22 protein-coding genes and 1 pseudogene are annotated in these 23,193 nt (G+C 60.8%); 17 read left to right on the forward strand and 6 right to left on the reverse strand.

The features are described from left to right. The first annotated feature begins 17 nt into the window (after nucleotides 1-17). From AWB69_RS37810 to argE, 4 genes are all read left to right on the forward strand, one after another. Nucleotides 18-806: an ABC transporter ATP-binding protein gene (locus AWB69_RS37810; protein WP_062091914.1), complete on the forward strand. Its 789-nt coding sequence runs from the start codon at nucleotides 18-20 to the stop codon at nucleotides 804-806. A 41-nt stretch (nucleotides 807-847) separates the two neighbouring features. Further along, nucleotides 848-1,576 (forward strand): maleate cis-trans isomerase family protein, encoded by a 729-nt coding sequence (locus AWB69_RS37815; RefSeq protein ID WP_062091893.1) that lies wholly within the window; start codon nucleotides 848-850, stop codon nucleotides 1,574-1,576. After that, nucleotides 1,573-3,060, forward strand: a complete 1,488-nt coding sequence (gene hydA / locus AWB69_RS37820) for a dihydropyrimidinase (protein ID WP_062091894.1) — start codon at nucleotides 1,573-1,575, stop codon at nucleotides 3,058-3,060. Before AWB69_RS37815 ends, hydA begins: the two co-directional genes overlap by 4 nt. Nucleotides 3,061-3,164: 104 nt before the next feature. Further along, complete coding sequence (argE, locus tag AWB69_RS37825) at nucleotides 3,165-4,370, forward strand: acetylornithine deacetylase (protein ID WP_156529115.1); 1,206 nt, start codon at nucleotides 3,165-3,167, stop codon at nucleotides 4,368-4,370. Here the strand turns inward: argE and AWB69_RS37830 are convergent. Further along, the gene (locus tag AWB69_RS37830) at nucleotides 4,367-5,095 is read right to left on the reverse strand and encodes a GntR family transcriptional regulator (protein WP_062091895.1); all 729 of its coding nucleotides are present in this window, start codon (nucleotides 5,093-5,095) and stop codon (nucleotides 4,367-4,369) included. The two genes, argE and AWB69_RS37830, sit on opposite strands and share 4 nt — an antisense overlap. A 471-nt stretch (nucleotides 5,096-5,566) precedes the next feature. On the opposite strand from AWB69_RS37830, the gene AWB69_RS37835 reads away from it, so the two are divergent. The 6 genes from AWB69_RS37835 to AWB69_RS37860 are packed head-to-tail and all read left to right on the forward strand — an operon-like array spanning nucleotide 5,567 to nucleotide 11,696. Beyond that, entirely contained in the window at nucleotides 5,567-6,472 is a 906-nt protein-coding gene (locus AWB69_RS37835) for an ABC transporter substrate-binding protein (RefSeq protein ID WP_197500406.1), read from the forward strand. A gap of 10 nt (nucleotides 6,473-6,482) precedes the next feature. Beyond that, nucleotides 6,483-7,544, forward strand: coding sequence for an ABC transporter substrate-binding protein (locus AWB69_RS37840; protein WP_062091897.1), 1,062 nt, complete (start codon nucleotides 6,483-6,485; stop codon nucleotides 7,542-7,544). Then, on the forward strand, nucleotides 7,541-8,449 hold the full coding sequence (locus AWB69_RS37845; protein WP_156529116.1) for an ABC transporter permease: 909 nt from the start codon (nucleotides 7,541-7,543) through the stop codon (nucleotides 8,447-8,449). The genes AWB69_RS37840 and AWB69_RS37845 overlap by 4 nt, the downstream gene beginning before the upstream one ends. Beyond that, entirely contained in the window at nucleotides 8,446-9,258 is an 813-nt protein-coding gene (locus AWB69_RS37850; RefSeq protein ID WP_197500407.1) for an ABC transporter ATP-binding protein, read from the forward strand. Before AWB69_RS37845 ends, AWB69_RS37850 begins: the two co-directional genes overlap by 4 nt. Further along, nucleotides 9,255-10,127 carry a carbon-nitrogen hydrolase family protein gene (locus AWB69_RS37855; protein WP_062091898.1) on the forward strand — a complete coding sequence of 291 codons (873 nt, stop codon included), beginning with the start codon at nucleotides 9,255-9,257 and terminating at the stop codon, nucleotides 10,125-10,127. Before AWB69_RS37850 ends, AWB69_RS37855 begins: the two co-directional genes overlap by 4 nt. Nucleotides 10,128-10,154: 27 nt before the next feature. Continuing rightward, nucleotides 10,155-11,696, forward strand: a complete 1,542-nt coding sequence (locus AWB69_RS37860) for an amidohydrolase family protein (RefSeq protein WP_062091899.1) — start codon at nucleotides 10,155-10,157, stop codon at nucleotides 11,694-11,696. 202 nt (nucleotides 11,697-11,898) lie between these two features. On the opposite strand, the gene AWB69_RS37865 is transcribed toward AWB69_RS37860, so the two are convergent. Then, nucleotides 11,899-12,591 carry a GntR family transcriptional regulator gene (locus tag AWB69_RS37865; RefSeq protein WP_075644062.1) on the reverse strand — a complete coding sequence of 231 codons (693 nt, stop codon included), beginning with the start codon at nucleotides 12,589-12,591 and terminating at the stop codon, nucleotides 11,899-11,901. A 383-nt stretch (nucleotides 12,592-12,974) separates the two neighbouring features. Between AWB69_RS37865 and AWB69_RS37870 the strand changes: the two genes are divergently transcribed. From AWB69_RS37870 to AWB69_RS50495, 7 genes are all read left to right on the forward strand, one after another. Further along, nucleotides 12,975-13,703: a maleate cis-trans isomerase family protein gene (locus tag AWB69_RS37870; protein WP_062091900.1), complete on the forward strand. Its 729-nt coding sequence runs from the start codon at nucleotides 12,975-12,977 to the stop codon at nucleotides 13,701-13,703. Continuing rightward, nucleotides 13,703-13,870, forward strand: coding sequence for a hypothetical protein (locus AWB69_RS48275; RefSeq protein WP_156529117.1), 168 nt, complete (start codon nucleotides 13,703-13,705; stop codon nucleotides 13,868-13,870). Before AWB69_RS37870 ends, AWB69_RS48275 begins: the two co-directional genes overlap by 1 nt. A gap of 147 nt (nucleotides 13,871-14,017) precedes the next feature. Next, nucleotides 14,018-14,872, forward strand: coding sequence for a transporter substrate-binding domain-containing protein (locus AWB69_RS37875; protein ID WP_075644063.1), 855 nt, complete (start codon nucleotides 14,018-14,020; stop codon nucleotides 14,870-14,872). A 12-nt stretch (nucleotides 14,873-14,884) separates the two neighbouring features. Then, nucleotides 14,885-15,532, forward strand: coding sequence for an amino acid ABC transporter permease (locus AWB69_RS37880; RefSeq protein WP_062091902.1), 648 nt, complete (start codon nucleotides 14,885-14,887; stop codon nucleotides 15,530-15,532). A 16-nt stretch (nucleotides 15,533-15,548) separates the two neighbouring features. Further along, on the forward strand, nucleotides 15,549-16,343 hold the full coding sequence (locus AWB69_RS37885; protein ID WP_062091903.1) for an amino acid ABC transporter ATP-binding protein: 795 nt from the start codon (nucleotides 15,549-15,551) through the stop codon (nucleotides 16,341-16,343). 4 nt (nucleotides 16,344-16,347) lie between these two features. Further along, on the forward strand, nucleotides 16,348-17,694 hold the full coding sequence (locus AWB69_RS37890) for an amidohydrolase family protein (RefSeq protein ID WP_062091904.1): 1,347 nt from the start codon (nucleotides 16,348-16,350) through the stop codon (nucleotides 17,692-17,694). Next, nucleotides 17,691-18,443 carry an ATP-binding cassette domain-containing protein gene (locus AWB69_RS50495; RefSeq protein ID WP_197500408.1) on the forward strand — a complete coding sequence of 251 codons (753 nt, stop codon included), beginning with the start codon at nucleotides 17,691-17,693 and terminating at the stop codon, nucleotides 18,441-18,443. The genes AWB69_RS37890 and AWB69_RS50495 overlap by 4 nt, the downstream gene beginning before the upstream one ends. 76 nt (nucleotides 18,444-18,519) lie before the next feature. Here AWB69_RS50495 and AWB69_RS49920 read toward each other — a convergent pair. From AWB69_RS49920 to AWB69_RS37915, 4 genes and pseudogenes are all read right to left on the reverse strand, one after another. After that, nucleotides 18,520-18,633, reverse strand: a pseudogene (locus tag AWB69_RS49920) (IS110 family transposase); the annotation flags it as partial. 506 nt (nucleotides 18,634-19,139) lie between these two features. Then, the gene (locus AWB69_RS37905) at nucleotides 19,140-19,646 is read right to left on the reverse strand and encodes a hypothetical protein (protein WP_156529118.1); all 507 of its coding nucleotides are present in this window, start codon (nucleotides 19,644-19,646) and stop codon (nucleotides 19,140-19,142) included. A 48-nt stretch (nucleotides 19,647-19,694) separates the two neighbouring features. After that, the gene (locus AWB69_RS37910; protein ID WP_062091907.1) at nucleotides 19,695-20,525 is read right to left on the reverse strand and encodes a hypothetical protein; all 831 of its coding nucleotides are present in this window, start codon (nucleotides 20,523-20,525) and stop codon (nucleotides 19,695-19,697) included. Between the two features lie 1,953 nt (nucleotides 20,526-22,478). Then, the gene (locus AWB69_RS37915; protein WP_062091908.1) at nucleotides 22,479-23,042 is read right to left on the reverse strand and encodes a helix-turn-helix domain-containing protein; all 564 of its coding nucleotides are present in this window, start codon (nucleotides 23,040-23,042) and stop codon (nucleotides 22,479-22,481) included. Between the last annotated feature and the right edge of the window lie 151 nt (nucleotides 23,043-23,193).

Here is a 23,193-nt window from a genome sequence, read left to right on the forward strand (position 1 = left end):
CGCCCGAGGAAACCATCATGTCCTACGTCGAATTTGACGACATCACCAAGGTATTCACCGACGCGAAACGCGGCACCAGTCTCGTGACGCTCGACCACGTTTCACTCAGCCTGGAAAAGCAGGAACTGCTGTGTCTGCTCGGGCCGTCCGGCTGCGGCAAATCGACGTTGCTCAACATGATTGCTGGCTTCGAGAAACCGACCAGCGGCACGGTGCGCATTGGTGGGCGTGCAGTCGATGCACCCGGCTCCGATCGCGGCATGGTGTTCCAGCAGGCCACGTTGATGCCGTGGCTGCCGGTGTGGGAGAACGTCGCGTTCTACCACAAGCTGCAAGGGCGCTCGAAGAAGGAACGGCGCGCGTTGGCGCAGCCGTATATCGATCTCGTCGGACTGACGGGGTTCGAGGATCACTATCCGGCGGAACTGTCTGGCGGGATGAGTCAGCGTGTGGGCATCGCGCGGGCGCTGCTGCTCGATCCCGGCGTGATCCTGATGGACGAGCCGTTCGCCGCGCTCGACGCGCAGACAAAATCGGAGATACAGGAAGAACTCGTGACGATCTGGCAGAAGTCGCGCTCGACGATCGTGTTCGTCACGCATAGCGTCGACGAGGCGTTGCTGCTCGGCACGCAAGTGGCTGTGATGACACATCGGCCCGGTCGCATTCGAGAGCTGATTCCCGTCGACCTGCTGCGTCCGCGCGACATCACGTCGCCGCGCTTCAACGATCTCAAACGCCATGTGCTCGCGCTGATCCGCGAGGAGGCTACAACTGCCAACCGGCTCGCGCGGCAAGCGGCCTGACATCGCCTTTGCGCGTTTACTTACTATTTGAATCTCACAACATGACTCAACGCATCTTGCTTGGCATGCTCACGCCGTCGTCGAACACGACGCTCGAACCCGTTACCGCTGCAATGCTCGACGACCTGCCCGAGGCGAGCGCGCATTTCGGTCGCTTTCGCGTGACGGAGATCGCGCTGTCGCAGCAGGCGCTCTCCCAATTCGGCGATAGCGAAATCCTCGCCGCGGCCGAATTGCTGTCGCACGCGAAGCTCGACGTGATCGGCTGGAACGGTACGTCGTCCGGTTGGCTCGGCTTCGATGCCGACGAGCGTTTGTGCGAGCGTATCACTGCTCGCACCGGCATCGCGGCTTGCACCTCCGTGCTCGCGCTGAACGAAATCTTCACGATGACCGGTGTGCGCCGATTTGGTCTGGTCACGCCGTATCTCGACGACGTGCAGAGCCGGATCATCGCGAACTACGCAGCCAGCGGTTTCGAATGCGTCTCGGAACGGCATCTGGGCAAGCAGGATAATTTTTCGTTTTCCGAAGTTGGTGCCGACGAGATACGTCGCATGGCTCGTGAGGTCGCCGAGGCAAAGCCCGATGCGATCACGATCTTCTGCACCAACCTGCGGGGCGCGCCGCTGGTCGGGGAACTGGAGCAGGAGCTTGGCATTCCCGTCTACGACACCATTGCGACGGTGGTCTGGAAAGCGCTGCGGCTGGCGGGTGCGGACCCGTCGCGGGTGCGCAGCTGGGGACGGCTGTTCCGGGAGGTCGCATGAACGGCGGCGGACCAGCCTTCGACCTGGTCGTGCGCAATGCGCGTATTGCGACGGGCGCGGATGTTTATCAAGCTGACATCGGCGTCTCCAATGGCGTGATCGTTGCGCTCGGTGTGCGACTCGCGGGCGGCGCGCGCGAGATCGATGCAGCGGGGCGTTGGGTTTTGCCGGGTGGTATCGATGCTCATTGCCACCTCGACCAGCCGACCGGCGATGACTCCGTGATGGCCGACGACTTCGAAAGCGGCACTCGCTCGGCGGCTTGCGGTGGCACGACGACGGTGATTCCGTTTGCGTGCCAGCAGCGCGGCGGCACGTTGCAGGACGCTGTCGATGATTACCATCGGCGAGCGGAAGGGCGTGCGTTGATCGATTACGCATTCCATCTGATCGTCACCGATCCCACGCCGCATGTGCTCGAACACGAACTGCCAGCGCTGATCGCGCGCGGCTACACGTCGTTCAAGATCTACATGACGTACGACGCGCTCAAGCTCGACGACCGGCAGATTCTCGATCTGCTGGCCGTTGCGCGGCGCGAGAAGGCGATGACGATGATCCACGCGGAGAACGCCGACTGTATCGCATGGCTAACCGAGCGGATGCTGGAACGGGGATTCACGGCGCCGCAGTATCACGCGCTGTCGCGGTTGCCGGTCGTTGAACGGGAGGCGACGCATCGAGCTATATCGTTATCCGAACTGTTGGATACACCCGTGTTGATCGTGCATGTGTCGGGTCGCGAGGCGATCGAGCAGATCCAGCAGGCTCAGTGGCGTGGCGCGCCGATCTACGCGGAGACCTGCCCGCAATATCTTTTCCTGACGGAGGACGATCTCGATCTCGACGGCTTCGAAGGGGCGAAGTGCATTTGCAGCCCGCCGCCACGCGACGCCGCCAATCAGGATTCCGTGTGGCGCGCGCTCGATCACGGTGTGTTCAGCGTGTTTTCGTCCGATCACGCGCCGTTCCGCTTCGATGGTCCCGACGGGAAGAAAGTGCATGGTGAAAACGCATCGTTCGACAAGGTGCCGAACGGCATTCCCGGCCTGGAGACACGGCTCGCGCTGCTGTTTTCGGAAGGCGTACTGGGTGGCAGGATCGATGTGAACCAGTTCGTCGAGATGACTTCGACGGGGCCGGCGAAGTTATATGGACTATATCCGCGCAAGGGCACGATTGCGATCGGCGCGGACGCCGATTTGGTGGTCTGGGACACCTTCGATCCGCAGCCGATCCGCAACGCCGATTTGCATCACAACGTCGATTACACGCCGTACGAAGGACGCAATGTTCGCGCGTGGCCGGGCATCACGATTTCGCGCGGCGACGTGGTGTGGGAGCGTGCCACCGGGTTCGTCGCCAACGCCGCGGGGCGCGGGCGCTTTCTGCCTTGTGAGCGGCCGGTAGCGTTGCATCGGTCACGGCATGAGCAACAAACCCGCAACAAGGGATTCCGCTGGCTCGCGGCGCTCGGACTGTAGGCGGACTGGCCGGCATGCTCACGCCGCCAGGGCGGTCACATAAAACCGTGTTCGGCTAAGAATCTCTTCTGACTAAAATCGGCCAGTCTTACAAGGAGGGGCGGATGTCACAGTGCATGCCTGAGAAACCAGCAGCCGACGCCAGCGAACGCACGGCTTATCTCGCGCTCGCTGAAGAGCTCATTCGGCACGACACAACAAGTAGCCGCTCGAATCTTGGCCTGATCGAAACAATCCGGGATCTCCTTCGAGCCCATGACGTCAAAGCGCTGCTCGTCTATGACCGGTACCGGCAAAAGGCGAATTTGTTCGCCACGTTGCCGGCCATGCACGGCGAGACAGATGGCGGGGTTGTGCTGTCGGGGCATACCGATGTTGTGCCGGTTACCGGTCAGCGCTGGTCGAGTGACCCCTTCGACCCCTTCGTCCGCGACGATCGGCTCTACGGTCGAGGTTCGTGCGACATGAAGGGGTTCATCGCCGTAACGCTCGGGTTGCTGCCCGACCTCCCGCGGCGTCTGCTGCGTGAACCGCTGCATCTCGCATTTTCTTTCGACGAGGAAGTCGGCTGTCTCGGCGCCCCCTTACTGTTGGCGGAACTCGCGAAACGGGGCATCCGCCCGTCCGGGTGCATCGTCGGCGAGCCTACTGGCATGCGGCCGGTCGTCGCGCACAAAGGCAATAATGCTTACCGATGCTGCGTGAATGGCATCGCCGCGCATTCGTCGCGCACGCCTAGCGGCGTCAATGCAATCGAATACGCGGCGCGGTTGATCTGCCGCATTCGCGATGCCGCCGACTTGCTACGCCGCAACGGCCCGTTCGACCGCGCCTTTGATGTTCCCTTTGCGACGGCGCAAACCGGCATGATCTCAGGCGGCATTGCGATTAACACAATCCCGGATTGGTGTGAGTTCCTCTTCGAATATCGCAACCTGCCGACGGACGATCCGGAACACTTTTTCGAAGAGATCGTCCGTTACGCCCGCGACGAACTCGAGCCGGAGATGCGCGCTGTGGCAGACGCAGCGTCGATTTCGTTTGAAAAAATCGGCACGACCCTGGCGCTCGACAGCGCGGAACAGGCTGCCGTCACGCGACTCGTGCGGACCCTTTGCAACGACTTCGAGACCCGCAAGGTCACTTACGGCACCGAGGCGGGGCTGTTCGCACAGGCGGGCATTCCGACTGTCATCTGCGGGCCTGGCAGCATTGACGATGCACACAAGGCTGACGAGTCCGTCGAGTTATCACAACTCGCGGAATGCGACCGCTTCCTGCGCCGGGTACTCGACACGATCACTGCTTAGCGATCGAAAAGGATCGCCTCCAGATTGTCGTCTTCTTCCGCAGGCTCATGCAGCCGGAGCGTCGCTTCGATATGTTCCAGATGCTCGACCATCAGTTTTTGCGCCAGCTTCACATTGCCCGCTTCGAGGGCATCGATCAGACGCGAATGTTCGTCGTGCGGACACGCCTGGGCTGTCGGCGCGTTGTAAAGCAGGATGGTCAGGCATGTGAGCATCTGCAGGCCGCGCATCGTGCGTTCGATGAAACGGTTGCCCGACACCTGCGCAAGCATCACGTGAAATTCCCCTGAGAGCCGCACGGCGGTACGCCGGTCATCGCGCTTGCGCGCCTCATTCTCTTGTGCGACGTGCGCTCGCAGTCGTGCGAGATCTTTCTTCGTCGCGCAACGGCACACCTTTTCAATAATCGGCAATTCGATCTGACGCCGCGCCTCAAACAGCTCGCGTGCTTCTTCCACCGTCGGGCTCGCGACAAACGCGCCGCGGTTCGGCACGATGGTGACGACGAGCTCATGCGACAGTTGTTGCAGCACGGCCCGCACGGTGGTCCGGCTGACACTAAAAATGCTGGAGAGCCGGTCTTCGGCGAGCTTCGTCCCGGGTTGCAGCCGATGCTCCGAAATCGCATTCATCAGGCGCTCGTAAATCACGTTGCGATGCGCGCCGTCGAACGAGCCCGCTACCTCGCTTTCAGCGATCTTTGACCGCTTCTTATCAGTCGGCATAAAAGGGTCCTGGTTTTTGAACTGAATCACGACAAGGTGCAAACGCGCTGGGTAGCGTGACCACTTATTGCACTGCAAATTATCACTGAATTGCACACAATTTAGCTATCTGATTGTCTTTTTATCACCAGGACGCACGCACGCTGCACTCGTAATCCGCTAATCACGCACAGTAAAGAACCACAAATGAGCGCGACTCCGAGGTGCCGAATGTTAGAAAACAGTGCATGAACTTTCATCCAATGGAACGTCTTGGTGCGTCATATCGAATTCAAGTGTGAGTTAGATTGCATACAAAAACTGCGAGAAATAAAAAACAATATCTGCTGATCCTTGTAAACAAAGCGATGCATCGAATATGCCGTGGAAGCGATGCTCGCTGGCACAGTCTTCGCTAAATTTCCTTTGCGCACTCGTGTCGGGCACACCGGTCCGGGCCGAGAAATCCTTCCCATTCTCACCACGTCTTCGATGCGAAAACTGCTCCTGGCGCACGGCAGCGCCCTTTCGAATCTTGCGTTGTTCGTTGCGGTCGATACCGGTCTGTTCGAGCGGCATGGCCTACAGGTCGAAGCGCCGCACCTGGCTGAGTTCAGCTCCACCGCTGCCTTGCTAAGGAGCGGCGAGGCCGAGCTTGGCACGACGGGTTTCACGCAGGCGCTCGTGGATCATGCACGGCCGGATCCGCTGCGTATCGTAGGCGGCAGCGGCAAGCTCGGCATGGCGCTGATGGGGCAGCCGGGCCTGTCAATGAATGATCTGCGTGGCCAGTGCGTCGGCACCTTCGCCGACGATCCGATGGAAGTCCTGCTGCACGATGCCCTGGAGGCCCATGGGATCGAACCCCGGCAGACAGAGCGTGTGCTGTACCAGTCGCTTGGCGACGCCCTCGCCGATTTCTTCGATGGCCGGATTGCCGCATTGACCTTGATCGAACCGTGGATCTCGCGACTTCGGCTTCAGGGATATGACGTTCTGTGTGATGGCTTGCATGCGTGGGGAGGCGAGTATCCCGACACGCTGCTCGTCGTCCGTAAAAGCTTTCTCGACGCGCATCCCGAGATCGTCGCCGCCACCCTTCGCGCGATGCTCGATGCACAGCAAGCGATCAGGAACAATCCGCGCGAAGCACTGCGCGCAAGTGCGCACCGTTACCCCGAATTCACGCTCGACGAACTGCTGGCAGGCGTCGACGCGCAACCCCCGGTCATTGATATTCGCCCGCTTAGCCGCTGCATCCTCGCGCGCGCTGCATCGCTCGAAGCGCTGGGGCGAATGCATGTCACTGCCGCGCTCGAAGACATCTTCAGCTTCGACTTGCTGGCACAAACGCTCGCAGAAACGTGCTCGCCCTCATCCGTTGTTCAACCTCAATAAGGAACCTTCGATGTTCAAGAAATTCGTTCAGCAGGATCAGGACCGACTTCAACTGACCGAGGTTGGCAGCGCACGACGTGACTTTCTGGTGCGCAGCGCCTGCATGGCGGGGGGGGCGGCGCTCGGCGGCGCTTATCTTCCGCAGGCAATGGCAGCGGGTCCGCTGACACTCAAGGCGACGCATGGTACGGGCCTGTGCAATTGCCCGTTTTTTCTGGTCAAGGAGCGCAATCTCGCGCAAGGCGTGACGCTCGACTTCGTGGTCACCCCGTCCAACGCGGACATCGCGGCATTGTTCGGCGCGGGGGTAGTGGACGTGTCGGTGGTGCCGTACACAAACTTCATGACACTCTACGACGCAGGGGCACCGATCAAGATCGTGGCAGGATCGGGCGTGCAGGGTTGCGTGATCGTCGCGCAGCCAGGTATCACGTCGGCGGCGCAATTGCGCGGCAAGACCATCGGTACATTCCAGGCCGATACGCTCGAAATGCTGCCTCTCGATTACTTGAAGAAAGCCAGCATGAGCTTCGCCGACGTCAAGGTGCGCTATTTCGGCACCTCGCCGGAACTGGCGCAGGCGTTCATCGGAGGGAACGTCGACGCGATGTGCCACATCGAGCCATACGCTACGCAGGCATTGAAGGCGCGGCCGGGCGCGGTGCAGCTTTCGAACGGCGTCGATGTGTATGGCGCGAACTACACGGACTGTGTGCTGGCGGTGCGCAGCAAGCTTCTTCACGAGAATCGCGACGCGGTCAAGGCGTTGATCAAGGCGATGATGGTCGCGCAGCACCAGGAAGAGCAAGACCGGGCGTCGGCCGTCAAGGACACAGTTGGCAAGTACTTCAAGACGAGCTATGACGCCACGCTGGATGCCGCCGCCAAGCAGCCGGCGATGATCGACCAGCGTCGCAACCAGGATTTCATCCTGCATCGCGCCCAGAACCTGAAGGACCTGCGTTATATCAAGCGCTTGCCGGGCGCAGACATCTTCGACTGGGGGCCGCTCAACGAGGTGATCAGCGAAAACGCTGCGCTCTACGGCCAACTCCAGTTGAAATCCGCATGAAGGCCAACCTGAGCGCCTACCTGGCGCAACGCGGCGCGGCGACGACACCGGGCATCGCCGGCAAGCCGCGCCGCGGTCTCGCCAGGCGGCTCGTGCCGCTCGGCTGGGGTATCGCCTCGCTGGCCTGCTTCATCTCCGTGTGGGAGCTCGCCTGGGCCGCAGGGTGGGCCGATCCGCTGCTGTTGCCGCCGCCGCACATTTTCCTGCGCAACTTCGCCTCGCAGGCGCAATATTTCGTCCCGACCGATGTGATCGGCGAGACCTCCAGCACGACCGCGCTGAGGTCGCTCGTGATGACCGTCGTGGCGACGACGTTGCGGGTCATGAGTGGCCTTGTGCTCGGCTTCGTATGCAGCGTGGCGATGGGCGTGGCGATCCGCTACTTCCGGCTGCTCGGCAACCTGACCTTGCCGACCATCACGCTGCTTGCGCCGATTTCACCGATCGCATGGCTGCCGGTCGCGATCTTTCTGTTCGGGATCGGTAATGCGCCGGCCGTGTTTATGGTGTTTATCTCGCTGTTCTTTGTGATGACGGTCTCCACGATCAGTCAGATCGACAACGTAAGCCGTACCCATCTGCATGTTGCCGCCGTGATGGGCGCCACGCGCGCTCAGACGTTCCGTCATGTGATCCTGCCCGCGATCCTGCCATCGCTTTTCATGGTGCTGCGGATGAACCTGTTCGGCGCATGGATGGTCGTGCTGGTGGCGGAAGCGACGGGAGTCGGCAGCGGCCTCGGGCAAGTCGTGATGCTCGCGCGCAATACGTTCAACTCGAGTCTCTCGTTCTTCACGATGACTCTGATCGGTGTCACCGGTTTCGCTTTCGATGTCGCATTGCGGCTGATCCAGCGCAAGGTGCTGTTCTGGGTTCCGGATAACGGCCTGGGAGGAATGAAATGAGCCTGACTGAACAACCGGTTATGCAGCCGCCACTCGCCACCTGCACGGGGGTAGGGAAGACCTGGCAGACGGATGGCGCGCCGTTCGTCGCGTTGCGCGACATCGACCTCGACATTGCGCGCCGCGAGTTCGTGGTGTTCCTCGGCCCAAGCGGTTGCGGCAAGAGCACGCTGCTGTATCTGATGGCAGGTCTTGAGCAGGTTTCCGAAGGGCGCATCGTGTGCGGTGGCGCCGAAGTGACCGCGCCCGGTACCGATCGCGGGCTCGTGTTCCAGGACACGTCGCTGTTTCCGTGGTTGAGCGTCGGCGAGAACGTCACCTTCGGCCTGAAGATGCAGCACATGCCGAAAGAAGCCCGGCGCCGGGTGGCCCAGGAGATTCTCGAGCGCGTCGGTTTGTCGGAAGCCATCGATAAGCGTCCTGACCAGCTTTCCGGCGGCATGCGCCAGCGCGTCGCGGTCGGGCGGGCGCTCGCGCTGAAGCCCGAGGTCCTGCTGCTCGACGAGCCGTTCGCCGCGCTCGATGTCCAGACCCGCTCGAAGATGCAGGAATTCCTGACTCAGGTCTGGCAGCAAAGCAATGTTTCGATGGTATTCGTCACGCACGATATCGACGAAGCAGTCTCGCTTGCGGATCGCATCGTGGTGTTCACCGCACGTCCTGGACGCATCAAGACCATCATTCCGGTTGACCTGCCGCGTCCGCGCGATACCCGCAACAAGGCGTTCCACGATCTGACCGATCACCTGACCGACCTGATGCGCGACGAAGTCGACCGTGCGTTCGCGGAGCAGGAGCGCGTCCGATGAGTGCATCGAGCAGGTTGACCGTGACAGCACTGCAGTTACCGCCATGCACCAGCGATCTCGCCTCGAACGAGGCCGTTGCATTCGACGCCGTGCGCGCCGCGGCTGCTGCCGGGGCGCAGCTCATCGCATTGCCTGAACTCTCGATGGTGCCGTATTTCGCGAGTGCTCCCGCCGGACGATATTGCGCGTGGGCGGAATCGGCCAGCGGGCCGCTTGGGGCTCGCTGCGCCGCGCTCGCAAAGCAATGTGGCGCAGCACTGTTCGTGCCGGTCTACGAATTTGATCCGGCCACTGGCCTCTATCACAACGCCGTGCTTGGCTTTGACGCGGAGGGTAAGCCGCTGCGTGCGGGGCCCGTGGCGCGCAAGCTGCATCTGCCCGTTGGCGACGATCCGCCTCCCGGATTTAACGAAGCCGCGCATTTCACGCCCGGCGACGCACTCCATGTCGTGCAGGTCGGCGTCTGGCGCGTTGGCGTGCTCGTTTGCTACGACCGGCGTTTTCCCGAGTGCTGGCGTGCATTGCGGGCAGCCGGTGCGGACCTCGTGATCGTACCCGTCGCGGGCAGCGGTGGCGACGACATGGATTTCTTCATCGGCGAGCTGCGCACGCATGCGCGCGAGAATGGCTTAGCCGTCGTGTGCGCGAACAAGAGCGGCGACGAATTCCTCGATGGCGTACGAATCGACAACTACGGCGAATCCTGTGTGATCGCCGCCGACGGCACCGTGCTCGCCAGGCGCAGCGGCGCCGACGGTGCGGGCCTCGTAACGGCGACGCTCGAGCACGAAGACATCGCGGCGACGCGCGCAAAGCTCGCGTATTTCAAGCATCGTCGAGTGGATCTGTACGGCACCCCATCGTTCTGAACTCCTTCTCCTATCAGGTAGGAAACCATGTCCGAAACACTGATTGTCGCTGGCTGGGTTGTGAAGGGCGCGGCCGATCGGCACAGCGCCGACGTTATCCGCGACGGCGCGCTGTATCAACGCGACGGTGTGATCGTCGAGATTGGCGATGCGCAGGAAATGCTGGCGAAGTATCCTGACGCGCCGCGCCTCGGCTCGCCGGATACCGTACTAATGCCGGGTTTTGTGAATAGTCACCATCATGTCGGCTTGACGCCGCTGCAACTCGGCTCGCCTGATCATGCGCTTGAACTCTGGTTCGCCAGCCGCATGGGCGCGCGTGAGATCGACCTGTATCTCGACACGCTCTATTCGGCATTCGAGATGATCGCGTCCGGCATCACCACGGTTCAGCACATTCACGGCTGGCGTCCGGGGCCGTTGTCGGCTGTTCATGGGGCGGCCTCGCGGGTGCTGCAGGCCTACCGCGACATCGGCATGCGTGCGTCCTACAGCTTCGCTGTGCGCGAGCAGAACCTGCTTGTTTATGAGGCCAATGACGACTTCGTGAAACGCCTGCCCGCGGACATCGGGCCGAAACTCGCGGCCCACCTGAAGGCGCAGCAGATTCCGTTGGCCGAGCACCTCCAGTTGTTTGACATGCTGACGAAGGGCAACGAAGGGCAGTCGCTCACGAAGATCCAGCTCGCGCCGGCGAACCTGCACTGGTGTGGCGATGAGGCCCTGCTCGCGATCAAGGAACATGCCGGCAAGCATGGCGTCCCGATGCACATGCATCTGCTGGAGACCGCGTACCAGAAGGAGTATGCGCGGCGCCGGACCGGCAAGACCGCCGTTGCGCACCTGAACGATCTCGGTCTGCTCGGGCCCTCGCTGACGCTCGGCCACGGCGTGTGGCTGACGGAAGAAGACATCGAAATGGTCGCGCATACGGGCACATGTATTTGCCACAATTGCAGTTCGAATCTGCGCTTGCGCAGCGGTGTCGCACCGCTGAATGCGTTTGCGAAATACGGCGTGACGGTCGGTATGGGACTCGACGAAGCCGGGATCAACGAAGACCGCGACATGCTGCAGGAGATGCGTCTTGCACTGCGTGTGCATCGCACGCCTGGCATGGACGACGATGTGCCGACCTGCCCGCAGATCCTGAAGATGGCGACTGAAGATGGCGCCCGCACGACGCCGTTCGGCAAGCAGATCGGGCGGCTTGAGGCCGGGAGATTGGCAGACGTAGTGCTGATGAACTGGAAGACCGCGACGTATCCGTACCAGGACGACGACGTTCCGATGCTCGATGCGCTCATGCAGCGTGGGAAGACAAATGCGGTCGATGCCGTGATGATCGCGGGCGATGTGGTGTACCAGGATGGCCGCTTCGCGCATGTGGACCGCGACGCCGTTCTGAAGGAGATCGAGGAGGTGCTGGCGAAGCCACGCAACCCACAGGAGCAGGCGAGGCGTGAGCTGGGCAAGGCCGTGTTTCCACACGTCAAGGCGTTCTACCGCGATTATCTTGCGCAGACGCTGCCGCGTCAGCCGTTCTATGCTCCTTCATCCCGGAACTGATCGAACGAATAGTCACCTAAGCTGCGCGTACGCATTTCGTCGCATTAAGGTGGGAGATGTGGCATTCGAGGCAGCCAAATATGCTTTGGCTGGCCGATGAAGACTCAAACACCGCGAAAGACGCTCGCTGGCGGCATGGCCCAGGTGCTAAGGGAAAGTCCATCACCTTTAAGAAATCGCCAAAATAACGATAATTAGGAGCTCAATCAAATAACGATTCGATCTCAGGCGGGTCAGCGTCTGCGACGTCAAAGTTCAGAGTGTGCTCGATATGCATCAGGTGGTCCGCCATGCACCTGGCGGCGCGCGCTCCGTCCTTCGCCTCGATCGCATCGATCAGGTCGGCGTGTTCCGTGTGCGGGCAAGCGGGCGTATTGGGCTTGTCGTACAAGGTAATGATCAGGCAGGTCAGCGACGTCAGTTCGCGCATCAGGCGCAGCAGGATCTCGTTGCCGACCATTTGCGCGATGAGAACGTGGAGTTCTCCCGATAGCCGGATGATGGTGGGCCGGTCGTCTTTAGCACGCGCTTCCTGCTCTTGCTTCGAGTGCCGCCGTAGCGTACGGATCTGCGCCGGTGTCGCCCTGGAACTCAACATGCTCGCCATATTGGGCTCGATCATGCGACGGGTTACGAAAACGTCGCGGGCCTGCGCGACGCTTGGACTCGCAATGAACGCACCACGGTTCGGCACCAGCGTGACGAGACCTTCATGCGCAAGACGGCTCAGCACCTCACGGATCTTGGTGCGGCTCACACCTGCGAGTTCGCCCAGGCGCTCCTCTACCAGCCGCGTTCCGGGCGTGAGCCGATGCTCCTGCACGGCCTTTTGCAGCCGCGCATAGATCTCGTCATTCGTATAAGCCTTGTCTGGCTTGACAGCAGATTCAGTCAAGGTTCGTCCTGGCAAAAATAAAAAGACGGTCTCGTTGTTATCGTATACAACTTCAAAACGGTTTGTTTTCGTCCTTGTTCGCAGTTTATCGACAGAGCGCCGAGATGGAAAGTCTCGATGCCGGCGGAAATAGGATGGAAGGAGGCTGAAAGTTTGTGCCCCTTGCGATCGCACGGCGCGCTGCCCTGGTGCTGTATTGCACCGCATAAGTGAATATGGCAAGCCAAAGATTAGCGCGACGGTGCCAGGCTCAGGGCCGTCGAAAGGTCCGCTTTCATTGCGTACTAAGCTATTCATAATTGCATACAATTTAACAGAGTAATGTTGGCACGGTCATTGCATTAGGGGTCCGTTACTCTTCCCGACTCCCCTGACGCTCGCACATGAAACGACGCACTTTGCTTGGAATGCTCACACCGTCTTCCAACACAACGCTCGAACCCGTTACCGCGGCAATGCTCGCCGGTGTTCCAGAGGCCAGCGCTCACTTCGGGCGCTTTCGCGTGACGGAAATCGCGCTGTCGGATTCTGCGCTGGCACAGTTTGACGACCGCGAGATCCTCGCCGCGGCCGAATTGCTGGCCGATGCGAGGCTCGATGTTATCGGCTGGAACGGAACGTCTTCTGGCTGGCTCGGGTTCGACGCCGACGAGCGCCTTTGCAAACGGATCACTGAACGCACCGGTATCGTTTCATGCACGTCCGTGCTTGCGCTCAATGAGATTTTCGAGCGCACCGGCGTGCGCCGATTCGGACTGGTCACACCGTATCGCGATGATGTCCAGGAACGCGTGACTGCCACGTATGCAAAGGCGGGCTTCGAATGCGTCGGCGAACAGCATTTGAAGCTGCAGGACAACTTCTCGTTTTCCGAGGTCGGCGCCGAGCAGATTCGCGCGATGGTGCGCGAGGTCGCCGCAACGAAACCCGACGCGATCACGATCTTCTGTACGAACCTGGCAGGCGCACCGCTCGCAGCAGAACTCGAGGCCGAGACCGGCATTCCGGTCTACGACACGATCTCGACAGTAGTGTGGAAGTCCCTGAGACTCGCCGGTGTCGATACCACCCGCATCAAAGGGTGGGGCCGTTTGTTCCAGGATCTCTCGTGATGGACGTGTACTTCGATCTGGTCATCCGCCGTCACGCCGATATCGCCACCGCCGCCGACTGCTTCGAAGCGGACATTGGGATCGCCGGCAGAAGGATCGTCGCTCTGGAAGCGGGAGCGAGGGCAGTTCCTCGAGGCGCTTCGGCCACAACTGGCGAAGCCGCGTAATCCGCTTGCGCCGCGTATCGGTGTGCACAAGGTGCTTCAGCGGTTCTCGCTGCCCTCTGCGTATCGGGCGTGAGCTTGCGGTTTCGCCCGTTTAAACCCCAGTCCACCTCATTCCACCAGTTCAAGAGATCCGCCATGAGTTCAAGCATGACTTCACATATGACGCGCCGCCAGTTTGTTGGCCGGCTGACGGCCGCTTCGCTTCTGTTGTCAGCCGGCTTGCCGCGCCTCGCATCGGCGGCGGGCTTATCGCTCGACGACATCAAGAAAGCCGGCGTACTCAGGATCGGCTGCGAAGCCACGTATCCGCCTTTCACGTTTCGTGAAGGCGGCGTGCTGACCGGCTATGACGTTGATCTTGCCAACGCTTTCTGCAAGACGCTCGGCGTCAAGCCCGAATTTGTCGATACCGTGTGGGCCGGCGTCATACCCGCGCTCTACGCGAAGAAGTTCGATCTGGTGATGAGTGGCCTGAGCTATACGGCGGAGCGGGAAAAGAAAGTTGCATTCTCGATCCCCTACGTGGAAGCGTCGCAGGCCATGCTGATACGCGCTGCCGATCAGTCCAGCATCACCGGCATGCCCCGGATGAATGGCAAGATCCTCGGGCTCAAGACCGGCTCGCCCGGCCAGACGCTCGAGCCCAAGCTCGATGCAGCCCTGAAGGCCGCGGGAGGCACGGGCTTCGCCCAGGTCAAGGACTTCGACGATCATCCGGCCGCTTACATGGCGCTCTCCCAGGGGCGCGTGGATGGCGTGCTCAACACGCTTCCAACGCTGGGCCTCGCGATGAAGACCTCACCCGGCAAGTTCGCAATCGTCAAGGGAATCGGCGCCGACAACTGGGCGGGCCTCGCCGCACGCCCCGACGACACGGCGCTGATCGCCTATCTCGACCAGCAACTGCGCATGTTCAGGCATGACGGCACGCTCGACGCGCTGCAGGAGAAGTGGTTCGGCCTGTCGATGGCGCTGCCCGACGCCGTGCCGGCTCTCTCCTGACACGGGGCGCACATGGACTGGACTCTGATCGGCATGTCGATGCCGTTGCTGGCAGTCGGCCTGCTGGCGACGCTCAGGATTTGCGCGGCCGCTATCGTGCTGGGCATCGCGCTGGGCGCCGTGCTCGGCTTCGGCGCAATGAGCCGTCATGCGCCGGTGCGATTCTTCGTGCGGGCGTATGTCGATTTCATCCGCGGCACGCCGCTGTTGATCCAGATCTTCCTCGTGTACTTCGCGTTGCCCGTGATCGGCGTGAACTTCAACGAGTACTGGGCCGGCGTCACCGCACTGACACTGAATGCGGGTGGCTTCATTTGCGAAATCATGCGTGGCGGTCTGCAGTCGATCGATGCCGGCCAGACCGAAGCGGCGAAGTCGATCGGCATGCGCCATCGGCAGATCGTGCTGCATGTCTTGTTTCCGCAAGCCTGGCGACGTATCTTGCCGCCGCTCACCAACGAGTTGATTTCGCTGGTCAAGGGATCGGCCATGCTATCCGCGATCTCCGTGTATGAGTTGACGCATGCGGGCCAGGAGATTATCGCGACGTACTTTTCGCCCTTTGAGATATTCCTGCTGATCGCGCTCTACTACTACGCGCTGATCTCGGCGCTTGCGTGGCTGTCGCGTTATCTCGAGCGGCGCTTGCCGCAGTACTGACCTGGTTCAAGACCCCATGCCTTTATCTCATCCTGATGCGCCTGCTTCCGTGGACCCGACCGTGTTGCTGGCGGTGGACCGGCTGCACAAGAAATTCGCCGGCAAGACGATTCTCGACGCCGTATCTCTCGACATCCGGCGCGGCGAGACCGCGGTCCTGATCGGGCCGTCAGGGTCGGGCAAGACCACATTTTTGCGCTGCCTCAATTTCCTCGAAACACCGGACGGCGGCACGATCCATCTAGGCGGCGAACGGATCGGCAGCAATGCGGGCGAGCCGGCTGTGTCCGAGCCAACGCTCGCGCGGCAACGCCGCCGGTTCGGCTTCGTGTTCCAGAGGTTTAACCTGTTCGCGCATCTGAGCGCGCTCGACAATGTGTCTTGCGGACCATATCGGGTGCTCGGACTGTCACGCGATGCAGCCCGGCAACGCGCCGCCGCTGCGCTTGAGCAGGTGCATCTGGCGGCTCACGCGGACAAGCGCCCGAGCCAGTTATCGGGCGGGCAGCAGCAACGTGTGGCGATCGCACGCGCGCTTGCCATGCAGCCGGAGGTGCTGCTCTTCGACGAACCCACATCCGCGCTCGACCCTGAACTCGTGCGCGAGGTGCTCGATGTCATGCGCGACCTCGCCAGCGCTCGCATGACGATGCTGGTTGTCACGCACGAGATGTCGTTCGCGCGGCAGGTCGCGCACCGCGTTGTGTTCATGGACGGCGGCAACATCGTGGAAACGGGTTCGCCGGACCAGATCTTTGGCGCGCCGCGCGAGCAGCGCACGCGCCGCTTTCTCCAGCATTTGCAGGCCTGAACCCATGCACCCTGTTGCTTACGATCTACTCATCACCGGTGCGACCGTCCTGACGGCCGACCCGGCGCGGCCAATCGTCCACGATGCCACCATCGCGATCTCGGGCAACCGGCTCGCGTTCGTCGGACGGGCGGCCGATCTGCCCGCTGGAGCTACGGCGCGCGAGACCCGGCGCCTTGATGGACGGGTCATCGTCCCGGGTTATGTCAACGTCCACACGCACGCGATCCTCAGCATGGTGAGAGGCGTTGCCGAAGACCTCGGTTTCGCTCCCGCCTACACGCCCGGTATTCCTCACGGCCACGACGTACGTCCCGACGAAGCGATTGCGCTCGCGCGCCTCGGTGCGATGGAAGCCATGCTGTTCGGCTCGACCCTGATCAACGACAGCTATGTCCACGCAGACCTTACGCTCGGCGCGATGGCCGAGCTGGGCTTGCGCGTGTACGCCTGCGGCCGCCTGCACGATGTCGACTTCTCGGGCGTCGCCGATGGCCGCTGGGAGCACCACACGTCGATCGGAGAGCGCACCCTCGACGACGCATTGCGCCTCGCGGACCGCTGGCACGGTGCCGCCGACGGACGCACAGGCGTGCAACTGGCGGTCCATGCGCCGGATACCTGTTCGGACGCGTTTCTCAAGCTGATCGCGAAGGTGGCGCATGAGCGCGACCTCGGCGTCACCGCACATCTTGCGCAAAGCCGTACGGAAGTCGCGCAGGTCTTGCGCCGCTCGGGCAAGACGCCCGCGCAACTGCTCGATTCCGTCGGGCTGCTGGACTCGCGCCTCGTCGCGGCGCATTGCCTGTTCCTCGATCCCGCCGATATCGCCCGCGTCGGCAGGGCGGGTATCACGGTCGCCCATATACCCAAGGGCAACGCGACCGGCGGCACCATGGCGCCCACGCCGGCTCTGCGGGCCGCTGGCGCGAGGATCGCGCTTGGCACGGACAACATGCATGCGGACATGACCGAAGTCATGCGCTGGGCGCTGGCCATTGCGCGCATCCAGCTCGGCGAAGTCGCCGGCGACTGGCAACCCGCCGACGCACTTGCAATGGCGACCAGCAACGGCGCCGCCGCAATGGGACTCGGCGATCGTCTGGGACGCGTGGCTGAAGGCTGGCTGGCGGACCTGGCGGTGTTCGACTTCCGTCGCGCACATCTGACGCCGCACCCGAATCCGCTCGGCACGCTCGTGCATACCGGCGTGGGCCGCGATGTCGAGATGGTGATCGTGGACGGCCGTATCGTCGTGGATGACGGCCGTCCCACGCTCTGCGATGCGCAGCAAGTCATAGAAGCCGGCAACCGCGCGGCAAAGCAACTCTGGGCCAGGGCCACGGCATGAATCAGTACGAAAGCGTAGACGTGTGTTTCGAGCGGATCGAACATCGTTTCGGCGATGTGTCCGTCATCAAGGACCTTGACCTGAAGATCGATGGCCGCGAACTCGTTGCGCTCCTCGGACCGTCAGGCTGCGGCAAGAGCACGCTGCTGCGCATTCTTGCCGGGCTGCAGGTGCAAAGCGCCGGTCGGGTGCTGATTGGCGGCGATTGTGTCGACGGGCTTGCGCCCCGGCAGCGCGGGGTCGGCATTGTGTTTCAAAACTACGCACTGTTTCCGCACATGTCGGTTGCGGCCAACGTGGCCTACGGGCTCGAGGCCAATGGCGCAACGCGGCGCGATGCCCTTCGCGAAGCTGGCGCCATGCTCGAGATGGTGCGCATGGACGCCTTCGCCGTGCGTTATCCCCGCGAGTTGTCGGGCGGCCAGCAGCAGCGGGTGGCATTGGCGCGCACGCTGGCGGTCAGGCCGCGCCTGGTTCTGGATGATCTGTTTCTGTCGCGCTCGATTCCGGACGCCGCCGGCGCTTTGCTGCAAACCCTTGTTCATCAACGATACAAACTGCGCCGCAGCGTCATGGTCACGTCCAACCGCGTCGTTCAAGACTGGGGCGCCTACCTCGGCGACAACACCATGAGCAGCACGATCCTGGACCGACTCATGCATCACTGCCATTCGCTTGAATTCGACGGCCGCAGCTACCGCCTGAAGGAAGCTGCGGAAACCCTTGCGCGCAAAACGAAAGCGAGCTAAAAAACTATCTTTGTCCTGCTTCTAGGTGGAGGAGTTTGCGCGACCATAAGTGGGGGAATTTGAAGTGACCATCCGGGATTAAATCGTCGCGTCCGAACCGGCGGTTGGCTATCTCGCCAGTTAGCGCGTCGACCCAGTACATCTGGAACACCCGCTTTGCAACATCCAGTCCATATGTCGTAGCATTCATTTAGGGCCTCCGTTCCTCAAGTGGTTGTGTCGCAACTCCACTTTGGCACATTGATGCCGTTCGGTTCTGGAGGCCCTCCATCAAGCCCACTTCCCCGAAGGGAGGGCGGTGTCCATTCCATCTCGGCACCCCAGAATCGAAAACTGTTAATTACAAACTGGCATTCGGAAGCCGTTGCTGCGTGAGATGAGAAGCGGTCCGAATCCTTGCACTCACACCTATCGGACAAATGCGACGGGAATTTAGGGGGTTTTTTATGTGGGAGATTTCGGTGACGTTCATCCGGGCTGGGATCAACTGCCGGCCAACTGGTATGCCCTGCTGCTGTCTACCTAAATGGGATGCTAGCGCACGAAAAACGCCATATAAATCAATGGAAGTTTTTCGCACTGAGCGACAACTTGAAGGACTGAAGAGCGAGAATCTGGGTCGAGTGTTGCCCGCGTGGGCAAGCGAAGATGTTGCGCAAGTTGCGCGGGTCCCCTCTAAGGGACCCGGCATTAGGACTATCCGAGTTTGAGCGAGTGTGCCGCAGCGTACAATACGACGCAGCAGGTGAACCAGACGAGAGGATGGGTCGCGGCGACCATAAACCGCTTCGCTTCAGCCAGGTATCTGATCGCGTGCATCCTCGCCTTTTCCATGAACTGTGCGTCTTCAGGTGGCATTGGGGGCAGAGGCGGCATCCCAGTGACCGCGTCGGCGATGATCGCGGCAGTGTCTTTGATGATGCAGGTGGTGGCTGACATCAACTCCGCCGCGTGCGCGGATAACACAGCAGCGTTCATCTCACGCTCTTTATCGAGATCCATCTCGGCGTGTATGTTGACGATCACTGCCTGTGCAATGGAGTGGGCCAAAGCCTGTTCTTCAATCCAGTGGGTCCGCTGTTCTGCGACGGCGGCGTTTTGCCGGTCCGTCTCCCTTTGAACGGCGGCATCGTTAAGCGTCTGGAGGGTAACGACAATACGATCCACCTCTTCCAGCACGAGATACAGTTTCGCGCCTTCCACTGTAAGAGGCTGATCGTGCGCCGACCGCAACGGTCCGTTCATGGTGTTTTAGACGGGAATATCAAGCGCATAGAAAGCTGCTTCAGTGAAGACAGCTGCCCCTCTGGCCCACTTCTGCAGCAAGGCTCGTTCAGCGGCTTTCCTCGCCTCCTTTTCACGGCCGTTGTGGCGTAGCTCGCGCGACTGCGTCAGAAAGTCGACGCCCGGACTGAGAGCGTCGTTCCAAGAAACCCCCTGGGACGCCATTTCATTGAAGACGTTCAGCTCTGGCAGGATGCAAGCGCCGTTCACCCAGAATTCCTTGTGCACCTCTTTGTACGCGAAAAGCCGTGAGTACTGTGCCGTAATTAACTTCTTCGGCTGAGAGCGGTTTAGAACGAGACGGTATTGTTCGGGCTCAAAACCGAGAGCCATTAACTTTTCCCATACGTTGATGGCTTCATCTTGCCCTCGATCTGTAGTATCGGCCACCGAGACGACGTAATCGAAATCTTCCACCATTCGGTCGACGGCCATCCGCTTGAGGAATACGTCCAGAGCCGACTGTCCGATGTCGATGACAGCGTTGCGAGGATCGTTTGTAAGGTCTTTTTGGAAGTCTTTTAGATCATCCTGCTCGGCCAGAAAGCGCTCCACCTGAACTCCATACCGCGCGGCGTCCTGGTTGAACGACTCAATCGAATAGAAGGAGCCTTTGAGATGGGGATGCAGCACAACCGCAGCAATCGTGCTCTTGCCGATCGTTCCTACCTGTGCGAGAAGGAGAATGCGAATCGGATTGCGAGGAAGGGAGGGCACAGTAGGAGAGGTCTTAGGGGGCGATGTCGGCGTCTGGGTACTTCCGGCCGGCGTTGGGGCGACCTGAATAGGTTCTGACATTTTTTCTTCCTCATGATTAGTTGATTCCCGCGCGTCCATTGGGCGCTAGCGAGGTTGTTCGCGTCGTTGCTTCCGATCTTCGGCTTTAAGCGCTTCGGATCGTTCGTCTAGTTTTTGCGATTCTGTTTTGGAGCGCCGCGGCGTTTCCGACTCGGACCAGAATGCCATGAGTTTGCTAGCGTCTCCGGCGCGAGGGTTCGAGTGCTCAATGTTAGGAAGATGCACGTGTGTGGCTGGCTGAAATGCGGGTGCTTTTGATTCGTCATTCCGAAGAATGACTCGGCTTTCGACACTTTGCGATCCGGCATGTGCCGGCACTCCAGTCTGTTCGTGCGACGGATCCGGAGGTGAATTGATTTCCGGTGATGACTGTCCGCTTCCACTACCGGGAGTGTTCGTATCTCTCGAAAAGTGTCGCTTGCAGAATTCCCAGATTGCCTGTCTCGAAACAATAAGACCGTGCCTGTCGCGAAGGAATATTTGGGTCGCGGCGGCCGAGGCTTTGCCGAAATAAAGGACGCGGAGTTCCTCTTTGTAGGGAGCCAACTTGCTATCGCGTCGTGCCGGCAATTGATTCAGATACTCGTTGACGTTCATAGCAGAGCGGTGTTTTAACAATTGGAGGTACCACGACTATCGTCGAGGCTGCCAAGGCTAATGCCAAGGAACTGTCGAGGCTGCCAAGGCTAATGCCAAGGAACTGTCAAGGCTATTGCAAAGGATCTGCCAAGGCTAATGCAAAGGATCTGCCAGGGCTGCCAAGGCTAATGCAAAGGATCTGCCAGGGGTCTGCCAAGGCTGATGTCCGGAATCTGCTATGTTCCCTGTTGCGCTGGGCCCCGTGCGACCGAAAGTAATGCTGCGCGGGCATCTTTTCGGTGTTGCAAACGCCGGAGACGTGTGATTTACTCAGCCCATCGCACGTGTTGAGCCATTTAGGCAGCTCGTGTGAACAGATTTACAGCGCCGCGTCGCGGCATTAGTGGATCCTGAATTCGCTCAGGTCCACCCCCGAGATCCATCCAGGATCTCCCTCCTGTGGCAAGCCATTGCCCAGGCACTCATGAACTTTTCAGTCCAAAAACGCCGCCCGGCGTTTTTTTTGAAGCTGTTCCAATTAAAGGACAAATCAAGACAGAGGTAGGGCAGAACCCTTACCGAAAGCGGATGAGAGTGCGAAATTCCCAACAGAATCGCGTCTTACCTGCTTGCCAGAGTCGAGATTTCGTCGAGTCAACCGAGGCCGAAAGCGTCGACGACGCGGCGACCACCAGCCATGGTGATCGCACGGCCTCTACCCTGCTGCGGCAGGACAATCAACCGGGTGCAGCGCCACCCAACTGAACCTCGGCCATCACGGCCGCGGACGCGCTCGGCTTGGCTCCCCGTTAAAGGGCCTACGCCTTCTCAAGTGGCAGGTAACCCCACAACCGTAAGGCTGGGGCGATGTGTGATTAGCAGAAGGACTGGGATCGCACATCGAATCGTCCGTTTTTAAGACACTCCAGCCCGTTGCACGATGTGAAATGCGGGAGCGACCGGCTCTCCATGCTCTACAAGCTGGTGCGTGTAGAGCGAAGCCAGACCAGAGGCGAGACCTGGGGCGGCAAATCCGGCGTTAACTGGTACCAACGGTGCTTACGTTTGCCTGACGTCCGTCGCCATGACCCGTGTCGTGGTGGGCGCGCGAACGATAGGCCCGCGCGGTGCGCCCGCACGGCAAATGGCGTCATGCCAAATGCTGGGAATTCATATGATGGAGTGGTGATGAGGAAACGTAATAATCCCGAGGCGCTGCGTCCCGACGGCCAGCAGGCAGAGCGTGGCTGGAAGGCAAAGTTTGAAGCCGTTCTGGCTGAGCACGGTGGTACCCGCATTAACGGTGCGCAGGCAACGACCGATGCTTCTACCTGTGCTGCGCGATGTTGTTTGTCATTCAGATCCATTTGTATCTTAGAAGGTTCGGTTATGGGGGGTTGCGCGACTCACCATTGCGCTGGCTATTGCCGTGAGCACAGCGCGGGCCGGGAAGGCCTTTGCATGACGGAGCATCAAGGCGTCGAGCTTGAGACAGCTGCGCCGCCGCCATTCATCCCTGGCGTTCACGCGGCTAACTTCAGGTGAAGCACCCACACCTTTGGGCCGTGCGTCGGGATGGACCTTGCATTCGCGCAATACCTTCTCGATCGGGTTTTTCTCGGCCAACCGGTCCTCCTGCAGTAACTTGGTGGCCGCGGTCAGGTAGTCCCTACTGTCGCCAATCGCGAGCGCCATTTCGGCCCAATCCTGAGGCCGCATGAGCAGGAAGGCAGGTGGAACCCCCAATGCCTCGGCCATACGGCTGATGGTCCCGAGGTCCGGGTTAGCGTCGGCATCACCGCGTGGCTTCCGGAGTGCACGAAGCGTACTGCGGGCGATGCCAGTCTTGCGTTGCACGCTCACCGTCGTCAACGGCCCAGGCGAGCCGCCATCGCGCTGCTTACCGGCAACGGCCAGGACAGCAGCGAGGTTCGCCAACCCTTCTCTTGAACGATAGCTTGTACAGTTAGAACCTAATGGGCCAGAAGAAACGTGCACAAGCTCTCGCCGAACAGCGTGCTCAAAATTCGCAAGGCGCTAGAGTGGTTTCGGTCGCCTTGCAGTTACCCTCGGGAGCGGTCGATGTCTA

It is taken from the genome of Caballeronia udeis, from assembly GCF_001544555.2.
Lineage (GTDB): Bacteria > Pseudomonadota > Gammaproteobacteria > Burkholderiales > Burkholderiaceae > Caballeronia > Caballeronia udeis.

Bases quoted from the DNA above. Each gene is read 5' to 3' on its own strand.
- AWB69_RS37845 (WP_156529116.1), top strand. From the start codon at position 7,541: ATGAAGGCCAACCTGAGCGCCTACCTGGCGCAACGCGGCGCGGCGACG.
- AWB69_RS50495 (WP_197500408.1), top strand. From the start codon at position 17,691: ATGAATCAGTACGAAAGCGTAGACGTGTGTTTCGAGCGGATCGAACAT.
- AWB69_RS37850 (WP_197500407.1), top strand. From the start codon at position 8,446: ATGAGCCTGACTGAACAACCGGTTATGCAGCCGCCACTCGCCACCTGC.
- AWB69_RS37875 (WP_075644063.1), top strand. From the start codon at position 14,018: ATGACTTCACATATGACGCGCCGCCAGTTTGTTGGCCGGCTGACGGCC.
- AWB69_RS37840 (WP_062091897.1), top strand. From the start codon at position 6,483: ATGTTCAAGAAATTCGTTCAGCAGGATCAGGACCGACTTCAACTGACC.
- AWB69_RS37870 (WP_062091900.1), top strand. From the start codon at position 12,975: ATGAAACGACGCACTTTGCTTGGAATGCTCACACCGTCTTCCAACACA.
- AWB69_RS37860 (WP_062091899.1), top strand. From the start codon at position 10,155: ATGTCCGAAACACTGATTGTCGCTGGCTGGGTTGTGAAGGGCGCGGCC.
- AWB69_RS37910 (WP_062091907.1), bottom strand. From the start codon at position 20,525: ATGTCAGAACCTATTCAGGTCGCCCCAACGCCGGCCGGAAGTACCCAG.
- AWB69_RS37890 (WP_062091904.1), top strand. From the start codon at position 16,348: ATGCACCCTGTTGCTTACGATCTACTCATCACCGGTGCGACCGTCCTG.
- AWB69_RS37835 (WP_197500406.1), top strand. From the start codon at position 5,567: ATGCGAAAACTGCTCCTGGCGCACGGCAGCGCCCTTTCGAATCTTGCG.
- AWB69_RS37830 (WP_062091895.1), bottom strand. From the start codon at position 5,095: ATGCCGACTGATAAGAAGCGGTCAAAGATCGCTGAAAGCGAGGTAGCG.
- argE (WP_156529115.1), top strand. From the start codon at position 3,165: ATGTCACAGTGCATGCCTGAGAAACCAGCAGCCGACGCCAGCGAACGC.
- AWB69_RS48275 (WP_156529117.1), top strand. From the start codon at position 13,703: ATGGACGTGTACTTCGATCTGGTCATCCGCCGTCACGCCGATATCGCC.
- AWB69_RS37810 (WP_062091914.1), top strand. From the start codon at position 18: ATGTCCTACGTCGAATTTGACGACATCACCAAGGTATTCACCGACGCG.
- AWB69_RS37885 (WP_062091903.1), top strand. From the start codon at position 15,549: ATGCCTTTATCTCATCCTGATGCGCCTGCTTCCGTGGACCCGACCGTG.
- AWB69_RS37880 (WP_062091902.1), top strand. From the start codon at position 14,885: ATGGACTGGACTCTGATCGGCATGTCGATGCCGTTGCTGGCAGTCGGC.
- AWB69_RS37855 (WP_062091898.1), top strand. From the start codon at position 9,255: ATGAGTGCATCGAGCAGGTTGACCGTGACAGCACTGCAGTTACCGCCA.
- AWB69_RS37815 (WP_062091893.1), top strand. From the start codon at position 848: ATGACTCAACGCATCTTGCTTGGCATGCTCACGCCGTCGTCGAACACG.
- hydA (WP_062091894.1), top strand. From the start codon at position 1,573: ATGAACGGCGGCGGACCAGCCTTCGACCTGGTCGTGCGCAATGCGCGT.